The organism is Pseudomonas sp. TUM22785, assembly GCF_028198105.1.
Lineage (GTDB): Bacteria > Pseudomonadota > Gammaproteobacteria > Pseudomonadales > Pseudomonadaceae > Metapseudomonas > Metapseudomonas solani.
In genome coordinates, this window is the sequence record NZ_CP116239.1 from 6,377,671 (window position 1) to 6,387,828 (window position 10,158).

The 10,158-nt window shown below is 67.2% G+C and carries 12 protein-coding genes; 8 read left to right on the top strand and 4 right to left on the bottom strand.

What is annotated here, in order from left to right:
• Positions 1 to 14: 14 nt before the first annotated feature.
• Together PI990_RS28955 and PI990_RS28960 are read right to left on the bottom strand one after the other, a co-directional pair.
• Complete coding sequence (locus PI990_RS28955; protein ID WP_271659234.1) at positions 15 to 1,472, bottom strand: alpha/beta hydrolase; 1,458 nt, start codon at positions 1,470 to 1,472, stop codon at positions 15 to 17.
• A gap of 17 nt (positions 1,473 to 1,489) precedes the next feature.
• Positions 1,490 to 2,188 (bottom strand): aspartate/glutamate racemase family protein, encoded by a 699-nt coding sequence (locus PI990_RS28960; RefSeq protein WP_271659235.1) that lies wholly within the window; start codon positions 2,186 to 2,188, stop codon positions 1,490 to 1,492.
• A gap of 227 nt (positions 2,189 to 2,415) precedes the next feature.
• On the opposite strand from PI990_RS28960, the gene PI990_RS28965 reads away from it, so the two are divergent.
• The 3 genes from PI990_RS28965 to trxC all read left to right on the top strand — a co-directional run bounded on the left by PI990_RS28965 (position 2,416) and on the right by trxC (position 5,299).
• Entirely contained in the window at positions 2,416 to 3,393 is a 978-nt protein-coding gene (locus tag PI990_RS28965; protein WP_021219826.1) for a sulfite exporter TauE/SafE family protein, read from the top strand.
• 130 nt (positions 3,394 to 3,523) lie between these two features.
• The gene (locus tag PI990_RS28970) at positions 3,524 to 4,801 is read left to right on the top strand and encodes a bifunctional O-acetylhomoserine aminocarboxypropyltransferase/cysteine synthase (RefSeq protein WP_021219827.1); all 1,278 of its coding nucleotides are present in this window, start codon (positions 3,524 to 3,526) and stop codon (positions 4,799 to 4,801) included.
• A gap of 63 nt (positions 4,802 to 4,864) precedes the next feature.
• A complete protein-coding gene (gene trxC, locus PI990_RS28975) occupies positions 4,865 to 5,299 on the top strand; it encodes a thioredoxin TrxC (protein WP_271659236.1) in 435 nt (144 codons plus the stop codon).
• 25 nt (positions 5,300 to 5,324) lie between these two features.
• Here trxC and PI990_RS28980 read toward each other — a convergent pair whose 3' ends face one another.
• Complete coding sequence (locus PI990_RS28980; protein WP_021219829.1) at positions 5,325 to 5,768, bottom strand: VOC family protein; 444 nt, start codon at positions 5,766 to 5,768, stop codon at positions 5,325 to 5,327.
• Between the two features lie 214 nt (positions 5,769 to 5,982).
• On the opposite strand from PI990_RS28980, the gene PI990_RS28985 reads away from it, so the two are divergent.
• The gene (locus tag PI990_RS28985) at positions 5,983 to 6,426 is read left to right on the top strand and encodes a YiiD C-terminal domain-containing protein (protein ID WP_021219830.1); all 444 of its coding nucleotides are present in this window, start codon (positions 5,983 to 5,985) and stop codon (positions 6,424 to 6,426) included.
• Between the two features lie 79 nt (positions 6,427 to 6,505).
• A complete protein-coding gene (locus PI990_RS28990) occupies positions 6,506 to 7,324 on the top strand; it encodes a universal stress protein (RefSeq protein WP_271659237.1) in 819 nt (272 codons plus the stop codon).
• A 60-nt stretch (positions 7,325 to 7,384) separates the two neighbouring features.
• Here PI990_RS28990 and PI990_RS28995 read toward each other — a convergent pair whose 3' ends face one another.
• Positions 7,385 to 8,152, bottom strand: a complete 768-nt coding sequence (locus tag PI990_RS28995) for a ParA family protein (RefSeq protein WP_263400872.1) — start codon at positions 8,150 to 8,152, stop codon at positions 7,385 to 7,387.
• Between the two features lie 253 nt (positions 8,153 to 8,405).
• On the opposite strand from PI990_RS28995, the gene PI990_RS29000 reads away from it, so the two are divergent.
• From PI990_RS29000 to PI990_RS29010, 3 genes are read left to right on the top strand one after another with little or no spacing between them, the layout of a single operon-like run.
• Positions 8,406 to 9,128 carry a beta-ketoacyl synthase chain length factor gene (locus tag PI990_RS29000; protein WP_021219833.1) on the top strand — a complete coding sequence of 241 codons (723 nt, stop codon included), beginning with the start codon at positions 8,406 to 8,408 and terminating at the stop codon, positions 9,126 to 9,128.
• Positions 9,101 to 9,913: a lysophospholipid acyltransferase family protein gene (locus PI990_RS29005; RefSeq protein ID WP_263400874.1), complete on the top strand. Its 813-nt coding sequence runs from the start codon at positions 9,101 to 9,103 to the stop codon at positions 9,911 to 9,913. Before PI990_RS29000 ends, PI990_RS29005 begins: the two co-directional genes overlap by 28 nt.
• Complete coding sequence (locus PI990_RS29010; protein WP_021219835.1) at positions 9,894 to 10,154, top strand: phosphopantetheine-binding protein; 261 nt, start codon at positions 9,894 to 9,896, stop codon at positions 10,152 to 10,154. Before PI990_RS29005 ends, PI990_RS29010 begins: the two co-directional genes overlap by 20 nt.
• The last annotated feature ends 4 nt before the right edge of the window (positions 10,155 to 10,158 follow it).

Below are 10,158 nucleotides of genomic sequence, written 5' to 3' on the forward strand. Positions count from 1 at the left end.
GCCCTCGGCGGGCCTCAGCGGGCCAGCCCCTGGGTCTGCTCCACGCGCCGCAGCAGGTAAGGGAAGAAGGGGTTGGACGTGGCACGCTGCAGCGCGCCCATGTCCATCACCAGCGCACCCCGCTCGCCCCGCAACGACAGGTCACCCAGGTGGATGCCGAAGTCATCGGCCGGGTCGGGGCGCCGGCCATACAGCCCATCGCTCTCGGGGAAGGGCACAGCCACGTGGGACAGCGAGAACAGCTCACGGGGGAAGGTCAGCTCCAGCGGCGTCACCCACTCTTCCCGGGCACCGGCTTCGGTCACCCGCTCGACCACCTCGCGGCTGCTCGCCGTGACATTGGTGACCACCGCCGTGCGGTAGTTGCGCGGCGGCGGCGGCAGCAGGCGCGCCAGCGCCAGGCTCGCCTCCGGCCGCAGCAGCGGACCGAAATCCACCGAGCGGTTGATGTCGAACAGCACCAGCTCGCTGCCGTTGTCCGGCAGCAGGCGGTAGAGCCCGTCCACCACCGCTGGCGTGCTCACCGTGGCATCCACCACCGACTGGAAGGTCAGCAGCGGCGGCATCGCACTCAGGCCGTCACGGTGCGAGGCCCGCTGCAGCTGTTCCTGCAGGGCCGCCGTGAGCAGGTAGGACTGGCGCGCGCCGTTGACCGGAAAGGAGTTGTACTTGAACGGGTTGTACTCGGGCAGCAGGTCCAGCCAGGCGGCCTTGGCGAAGGCCGGGAACACCGCCGGCCAGCCCGCCACCCCGGCGAAACGCGCATAACCGGCCACGCCCACCATGGGCGAGAGCAGCACCAGCCGCTCGGCCCGGGGCAGCGCCGGGTCCTCCAGGGCATCCAGGGAATACTTCAGCGCCAGCGCGCCGCCATTGGAGTAACCCACCAGCCGCAGCGGCCGCGGCTCGCCCACCAGACGCCGGGCCTCGCGCACGGCCAGGCGGGTGGCGGCCAGCCACTGCTGCCAGCTCACGTCGGTCAGCGCCGCCGGCACCGTGCCGTGGCCCGGCAGGCGCAAGCCCACCACCACGAAGCCCGCCTGGCGGTAGCGCAGCGCCAGGTGGCGCAGGCTGTAGGGCGAATCGGTGAGGCCGTGCAGCATCACCACCGCGCCCACCGGCTCGCCTTCCGGGCGCAGCAAGTAGGAACGGTTCCAGTCCTGGTGGAAGTGCCCGGGGTAGAGCGGGCTACCGGGGAAGTAGCGGTTCGCCGGCACCCGTTCCTCGGGCTCCAGGCGCTCGCTGACCTGCTGGCGCACCTGGTCGAAGACATGGGCTTCGGCCCCCATCCAGGCGGCCCAGTCCGCCTGGTCCAGGGCCTTCTCGTCGAGCTCGTCCGGCACGAAGCGGTGCCAGGGCAGCAGCGCCGGCTCGCCCTGGATATCCAGCACCCGCACGGCGAAGACCAGCAGCACCGCCAATGCCATCAGCAAGGCGCCACGCCCCAGCCACCGGATGATCCTTGTACGCATCGCCCCCGCTCCCGCCTTCAGGCCCCGGCCAGCAACCAGTCCAGCCCCATGCGTACATGCTCCTCGGTGCTGTCCACCAGGGGCAAGGGCGAATCACAACCGTCCAGCAGCAGGCCGATCTCGGTGCAGCCGAGGATCGCCGCCTGGGCACCCTCGTCCTTGAGTTGCTGCAACTGCGCCAGGTAGAAGGCCCGCGCCTCGGGCAGGAAGCGGCCCAGGCACAGCTCCTGGAAGATCACCCGGTCGATCTCCACCATGGCCGGCGCATCCGGCACCTGCACGCGAATGCCGAAGCGCTCGCCCAGGCGTTGCCGGTAGAAGTCCTCCTGCATGGTGAAGCGCGTGCCCAGCAGCGCCGCCCGCTCGCAGCCTTGTGACTCGATGGCCGCCCCTACACCGTCGCCGATGTGCAGCAGGGGGATGTCCACCGCTGCCTCGATCGCCGCCGCCACCTTGTGCATGGTGTTGGTGGCCAGCAGCAGGGCCCCGGCGCCGGCACGCTCCAGGCCTTGCGCAGCGGCAGCCAGCTGGCGCCCTGCCTCGTCCCAGCCACCGGACTTCTGCAGGGCGGCGATGCCGGCGAAATCCACCGAATGCAGCAGCAACGGCGCCGAATGCAGGCCGCCCCGCGCATCGCGCACGCCTTCGTTGAGCAGGCGGTAATAGCTCAGGGTCGACTCCCAGCTCATGCCACCCAGTACACCCAGCAACCTCATGACGCGTTCTCCCGAGCAAAATCCCAGCCTAGCCCAGGCAGGCGTGCTGCCCGGACATACAGTTATCCGGCGATGGGCAGGTACAGCCGCAACGGGCCACCCGAACCTTTGAAAATGGAATATGAACCTGCGGAAATCTTCTTAGACTCTCTAAGCAAAGCCGCTTATCTTCGCCGCCTGCTTATTCCAGCCTGTTCTACCACCCACTGTCAGGCACCGTACCCCGCATGAAGATCCGCAATCTCGACCTCAGCCAGAGCCCGATCAACACCGAGCACGAGGCACTGGGCATCCCCCCCGTCGAGGACTTCGTCAGCCACCCCGACAACCACCCGGTGCTGCGCGCCGCGATGTGGTTCGCCGTGCTGGTGCTGGTCAGCCTGCTGGGCTTCCTCGCCTGGCGCCTGTTCTTCGGCGACCACGGCGGGGCCACCGGCCTGGACATCATCGAACGCACCCTCAGCAGCCCGACCTTCTGGAGCGCGGTGGCCGTGGGCTTCCTCGCCCAGGTGGTGGATGGCGCGCTGGGCATGGCCTACGGCATCACCGCGACCACCTTCCTGCTCACCGCCGGCGCCTCCCCCGCTGCCGCCAGCGCCAGCGTGCACATCGCCGAAGTCTTCACCACCGGGCTCTCGGGCATTTCCCATGTGAAGCTGGGCAACGTCAACAAATCCCTGTTCCTGCGCCTGCTGCTGCCCGGCATCATCGGTGCGGTGCTCGGCGCCGTGCTGATCACCACCTTCGACGGCGCCGCGCTCAAGCCCTTCATTTCCGCCTACCTGCTGCTGATGGGCCTGTACATCCTCAGCAAGGCCTACCGCCATGTGGCCCAGCGCCGGGCGCCGAAGCACGTGGCCAAGCTGGCCCTGTTCGGCGGTTTCGTCGACGCCGCCGGCGGCGGTGGCTGGGGTCCGGTGGTCACCAGCAGCCTGCTGGGCTCGGGCAGCGACCCGCGCACCACCATCGGCTCGGTGAACTTCGCCGAGTTCTTCCTGACCATTTCCAGCGCCACCTCCTTCATCCTCCTGGCCGGTGAGCTGAACACCTGGATGCTGGTGGCCGGGCTGGTCTTCGGCGGCCTGTTCGCGGCGCCCTTCGCCGCCATGCTGTGCAAGAAGCTGCCAGCGCGCACCCTGCTGACCCTGGTCGGCACCCTGATCACCCTGATCAGCGCTTTCAACATCTACATGGCCCTGCGCTGATCGGGCGGTTCTAGCCACCGAACTTTTCGGTCTAGCCGCGCCAGCCGCTGATTGCTTCAGGTCATTGACCGCACCCCTTCCGCTTTCACATGCTGCGCTCCTTCATCAGCCCCGAAGGAACGCAGCCACAATGAAACCGGAAACCCTTGCCATCCACGCCGGCTACAGCCCCGACCCGACCACGCGTGCGGTGGCGGTGCCGATCTACCAGACCACCTCCTACGCCTTCGACGACACCCAGCACGGCGCCGACCTGTTCGATCTCAAGGTGCCCGGCAACATCTACACCCGCATCATGAACCCCACCAACGACGTGCTGGAGAAGCGCATCGCCGCGCTCGAAGGCGGCGTCGGCGCCCTGGCCGTGGCCTCGGGCATGGCCGCCATCACCTACGCCATCCAGACCGTCGCCGAAGCCGGCGACAACATCGTCTCGGTGGCCAAGCTCTACGGCGGCACCTACAACCTGTTCGCCCACACCCTGCCGCGCTCCGGCATCCAGGTGCGCTTCGCCGCCCACGACGACATCGCCGCCCTGGAAGCACTGATCGACGAACGCACCAAGGCGGTGTTCTGCGAATCCATCGGCAACCCGGCGGGCAACATCATCGACCTCGCCGCCCTGGCCGCCGCCGCGCACCGCCATGGCGTGCCGCTGATCGTCGACAACACCGTGGCCACGCCCATCCTCTGCCGCCCCTTCGAACACGGCGCGGACATCGTCGTGCACTCGCTGACCAAGTACATCGGCGGCCATGGCAACAGCATCGGCGGCATCGTCGTCGACTCCGGGAAGTTCCCCTGGGCCGAAAACAAGGCGCGCTTCCCGCTGCTCAACACCCCGGACGCCTCCTACCACGGCGTGACCTACACCGAAGCCTTCGGCCCCGCCGCCTTCATCGGCCGCTGCCGCGTGGTGCCGCTGCGCAACATGGGCGCGGCGCTGTCGCCGTTCAACGCCTTCCTCATCCTCCAGGGCCTGGAAACCCTGCCCCTGCGCATGGAGCGCCACACCGAGAACGCGCTGAAGGTCGCCCACTTCCTCCAGGCCCACCCGCAGGTGGCCTGGGTGAAATACGCCGGCCTGCCGGACCACCCCGAGCACGAACTGGCCCAGCGCTACACGGCGGGCAAGCCGGCGGCGATCCTGTCCTTCGGTATCGTCGGCGGCGCCGAGGCGGGTGCGCGCTTCATCGACGCGCTGAAACTGGTGGTGCGCCTGGTGAACATCGGCGATGCCAAGTCCCTGGCCTGCCACCCGGCCTCCACCACCCACCGCCAGCTCAACGACGAGGAGCTGGAAAAGGCCGGCGTGCCGCGCGACATGGTGCGCCTGTCCATCGGCATCGAGCACATCGACGACATCCTCGCCGACCTCACCCAGTCCCTCGAGGCCGCACGGGGCTGATGATCAGGGGTTGATATTCGGCGGGTCGGCTCCAGATCAGGGGAATCTGTTCCGGAGCCGACCATGACCGATCCCCTGATGATCCCCTGCGCCCACTGCGCCGGGCTCAACCGCATTCCCGCCGAGCGTCTGGGCGACTCGCCCCGCTGCGGTCACTGCAAGTCCGCCGTGGTCCCTGCCACGCCCTTCGACCTGAACGAAGCCGGCTTCGCCAAGCAACTGCGCGGCGACCTGCCCTTGCTGGTGGACGTCTGGGCCGACTGGTGCGGTCCCTGCAAGGCCTTCGCCCCCACCTACCAGCAGGCCGCCGCCCAGCTCCACGGCCGCTGCCGCCTGGGCAAGCTGGACAGCGAGGCCAACCGCCAGCTGGCCGGGCAACTCAACATCCGCTCCATTCCCACGCTTATCCTGTTCAAGGGCGGTGTTGAAGTCGCACGCCAGAGCGGTGCCCTGCCCCTGCCGCAACTGCTGGGCTGGCTGAAGAGCCACGGCATCTAGAACGCCAGGGCGGGCGCAGCTCCGGCTAGCCTTGCCCGGCGTACATCTCGTTCAGCGCCCGCTGCATCTCCTCGGCGGAGACCTGGCGCTTGTGGGTGGAGATGGTCCAGGTGTTGCCGAACGGGTCGATGACCCGGCCTTCCCGCGAGCCGAAGAACATATCGGCCACCGGGCTCAGCTCACGGGCGCCTTCGCGTATCGCCCGGGCGAAGGTCGCGTCCGAATCGGGCACATAGATCTGCGCCAGCAGCGGCTGCTCCGGCCAGCCCTCCATCGACTCGCCGAGGTTGATCCGCGAGTCGCCGAACCTCAGCTCGCAATGCACCACCTTGCCGTCCGGCGTCGTCAGGCGGAGCAGCTCTTCCGCGTCGAACACCGCCTGGTAGAACCTGACGGCACTGGCCAGGTCGCTGACGATGCTGTTCGGGGTAACGGTATTGAATCCCTGCGGTTTGAAGGTGGTGTTCATGGGCTTTCCCTGCTGGTTCGAGCGAGCGCGACATGCGCAGGCCCATTACTACCCTAGGCAATGAAGCGCGTCCGTTACAGGCTCAACCTCCCGGTGAAAGTCCCACCTAACGGCCGGGTCCTGATCGTTTCGGTCACCCGCGCTGGCCGTCCCGGTCATTGCCGCCGACGCGCATCCGGCTAGGCTCCTGGCATTCGTCCTGCCGGAGTTCGTCATGCAATTCAACGAAGAGATGGCCCGCCACTTCACCGAAGACAAGATCACCTTCGTACGCCGCATGGGCCTCAAGGCCGTGGCCCTGGAGCCGGGCTACGTGAAGCTGCTGGTGCCCCTGGCCGGCAACGAGAACCACATCGGCACCATGTACGCCGGCGCCCTGTTCACCCTGGCGGAGATTCCCGGCGGCGCGCTGTTCATCACCAGCTTCGACACCCGCCGCTTCTACCCCATCATCAAGGACATGAGCCTGCGCTTCCGCCGCCCGGCCAAGGGTGATATCAGCGTCGAGGCGCGCATCGGCGCCGAGGAGATCGAGCGCATCCAGGCCGAGGCCAGCGCCAACGGCAAGGCCGACTACCTGCTGGAACTGGAGCTGGTGGACGCCACCGGCGAGGTGGTGGCGCAGAGCCGCGGGCTGTACCAGCTGCGCGCCCACTGAGCCTCGGACGGATTGCCCTGGATCAACTTGCCGTGCGGCCAATTGCCCCACAGTGGCACCTCACCCGGAGGTGCCACCCATGTTCAGCCATATCCTCATCGCCCATGACCTGAGCCGCGAAGCCGACCTCGCCCTGCAACGTGCCGTGGACCTGGCGCGCCAGTACAACGCCCGCCTGACCCTGCTGCACGTGCTCGAAGACCACCTGCCCAACGCCCTGCAGGACAACCTGCGCGAAGGCGCCCAGCGCCTGTTCCAGCAGCGCCTGGAGCAGCTCGGCGCACCGCCCGCCCAGGTACTGCTGCGCAAGGGCCGCCCGGCCCTGCAGATTCTCGAAGAGGTGGAAGAGAGCCAGGCCGACCTGCTGGTGATCGGCAACCACCACCACAACGCACCGGAGCTGTTCATCGGCACCACCCTGGAGCGCGTGGCCCGGCATATCGACATTCCCTTGCTGCTGGCCGTGAGTGAAAAGCCGGCCCCCTACCGCAAGGGTTTCACCGCGCTGGACTTCTCCCTCTGCGCCTGCGACGCGCTGCGCAGCGCCTGTAGCCTGCTGACCACCGAAGGCCACCTGCAGGCGGTGAACGTGATGGAGATTACCGGCCGCCTGCTGGCCAAAGCGGGCAGCTCCAGCGAATACCTGAAGACCCAGCGCGAGCTGCTGGAGCAATTGCTGAAGGACGAACTGGGCAACGTCACGGCAGCGCCGACGGTCAGCCTGGAGGTCACCCACGGCTCACTGCCGCGCGCCCTGGACGACGCCATCGCCGCCGCCCAGCCGCAGTTCATCACCCTCGGCAGCCACGGCCGCAGCATGATCTCCCAGGCCCTGCTGGGCAGCCTGGCGCTGCACTATCTGCAGCGCCCGCCCTGTGATGTGTTGGTGGTGAAGTAGGCGGCAAAGCCGCAAGCGGCGAGCCGGAAGCTTCAAGCTTCAAGCTTCAAGCTTCAAGCTTCAAGCTTCTAGAAGATTGTGCAGCTCGACGAATTGCTGGGTGAGCTTGTGGCTGCGGTCCAGGTGGATCAGCGGGGTGCAGGCCTGGTGGGATTCGCGCATCTTCACCGAGCTCATCAGGTTCACCGGCAGCACCGGCAGGCCCTCGGCGATGAGTTCGTCCAGCAGTTGCTGGGGCAGGCTGGCGCGGGGCTGGAATTGGTTGACCACGATGCCTTCCACCTCCAGGCCGTCGTTGTGGTCTTCCTTCAGCTCCTCGATCTCGGCCAGTAGGCCGTAGAGGGCATTGCGCGAGAAGCTGTCGCAATCGAAGGGGATCAGCACGCGATCGGCCGCGATCAGCGCCGAAACCGTATAGAAATTCAATGCCGGCGGCGTATCCAGGTAGATACGGTCGTAATCCTCGGCCAGCTCGTCCAGCAGCTTCGCCAACTTGTTGATCTTGTGCTTGGCCTCCAGCTTCGGCTGCAGGTCGGCCAGCTCCGCCGTGGCGGTGATCACGTGCAGGTTGTCGAAAGGGGTTTCGTAGATATCCACCTTGCCCTTCTTGCCGAACGGCCCGGACGACAGGGTCTGCTTGAAGAAGTCGGCGATCCCCATGGGGATGTCCTCGCCGGTCAGGCCCGTCAGGTAGTGGGTGGAGTTGGCCTGGGTGTCGAGGTCGATCAGCAGCGTGCGATAACCCTCCGATGCACTCACCGCCGCCAGGTTGCAGGCGATGCTCGACTTGCCCACGCCGCCCTTCTGATTGAACACCACTCGCCGCATCACACACCTCCCGGGTCCCTTGGATAGTCCCGGATTCTATGCAAAGCCCGTGACAAGGGCGAGCACTGACGGGCCTTTCTTACCAGCGGGAATTTATGTGCCTTACATCTGAAGATTGTGTCTGAAGTTTGCGAAGTAACCCGACGGTCGGGGATAATGCGGCACTTTGCTATGGCGTCATCGACAAGGCCTTTGTCGTTCAGGGATTGCCAGTCGACAAGGACGCCCACAGGGGCCGGGAAGAGCTCTTAGCGTGACTCACTTCAGTATCGAACAATGGCGTGCCTGGGCCCCGGGTCTGGAAAGCGAGGACGACTGGCGCGCCTGGTGCAGGCAACCGTTCGCGCCTGCCGACCTCACCGTGCAACCCGATGTCTCCTTCCTTCCCGCCATGCAGCGGCGGCGCCTGTCGCGCCTCGCACGCATGGCGATGAGCGTCGCCTGGCCCCTGGCCGCCGAGGGCGAGCAACTGCCCATGGTGTTCGCCTCGCGCCACGGCGAAACGCCCCGCACCCTGGCCCTGCTGCAGGACCTGGCGCGCGGCGAGCCGCTGTCGCCCACCCAGTTCAGCCTTTCCGTGCACAACGCGATCATCGGCCAGTGGTCGATCCTGCGGGGTGATACCAGCGAGATGACCGCCCTGGCCGCCGAAGGCGACGGCCTGGAGCATGCGGCCCTGGAAGCCGCCGGCATGCTCGCCGAAGGCGCCCCGGCCGTGCTGCTGGTGGTGACCGAAGAGTGCCCACCGGACATCTACCGACCCTGGGTTGAGGATGTGCCCTTCCCCTACGCCGTCGCCCTGCGGCTCGCGCCCGGGGACCAGTGGCAGCTGAAGCTGTCCCCCGAAGCGCCGGAACAGGCGCCGGAACCCTGGCCCCATGCACTGGGCCTGCTGCAAGCACTGCTTAACGATCTGCCCCACCGTCAGCATCAATGGAAGAGCCGTAAATGGACCTGGCAACGCAACCGGCCCTGAACGCCCGCCCCAACGCCCCCTACTGGTGGCGCCTGATCGCCACCGCGCTGTCCTTCACCCTGTTCGGGGTCGGTGGCGTGCTGTTGCGCATCGTCGTGTTCCCGCTGCTGTCGCTGCTGCCCGGCAGCGCCCTCGACCGCCGCCGCCGCGCCCGCGCCACCACCAGCCGGCTGTTCTGGCTGTTCGTGCAGTTCATGTACCGCAGCGGCGTGCTCACCTATGAAGTGGAAGGCGCCGAGCGCCTCGGCCGCCCCGGGCAGATGATCATCGCCAACCACCCCTCGCTGATCGACGTGGTGGTGCTGATCGCCCTGATCCGCGATGCCAACTGCGTGGTCAAGCAGAGCCTGTGGGACAACCCCTGCATGCGTGGCCCGATCCGCGCCGCCCAGTACATCAGCAACAGCGGCAGCATGGACATGCTCGACGAGGCCGCCGCCGCCCTGCAGGAAGGCCAGACCCTGATCGTCTTCCCCGAAGGCACCCGCACCACGCCGGGCCAGGCCCCGCAGTTCCATCGCGGCGCCGCCGCCATCGCCCTGCGCGGCGCCCGCATCGTCACCCCGGTGACCATCACCGTGACCCCGACCACCCTGACCAAGGCCGAGCCCTGGTACAGCATCCCGGCGCGGCGCTTCCACTTCCACCTGCGCGTCGGTCACGACATCGACCCGCAGAGCTTCGCCGCACAGGGGCCGGCGCCGATCGCCTCGCGCCGCCTCAACGACCATCTGCATCAACACTTCATGAAGGAGCTCGGCCTGGATGAGCGCTCTGCAGCTTGAAATCAAGAACCTGATCATCGAGGCCCTGGGCCTCGAAGACATCGGCCCCGACGACATCGACGCCGAACAGACCCTGTTCGGCGAAGGCCTGGGCCTGGATTCGGTGGACGCCCTGGAACTGGGCCTGGCCATCCAGAAGCGCTTCGGCATCAAGATCGACGCCGATGCCAAGGACACCCGCAAACACTTTGCCAACGTGGCCAGCCTCGCGGCCTTCGTCTCGGCACAGAAAGCCGCTTGAGGAA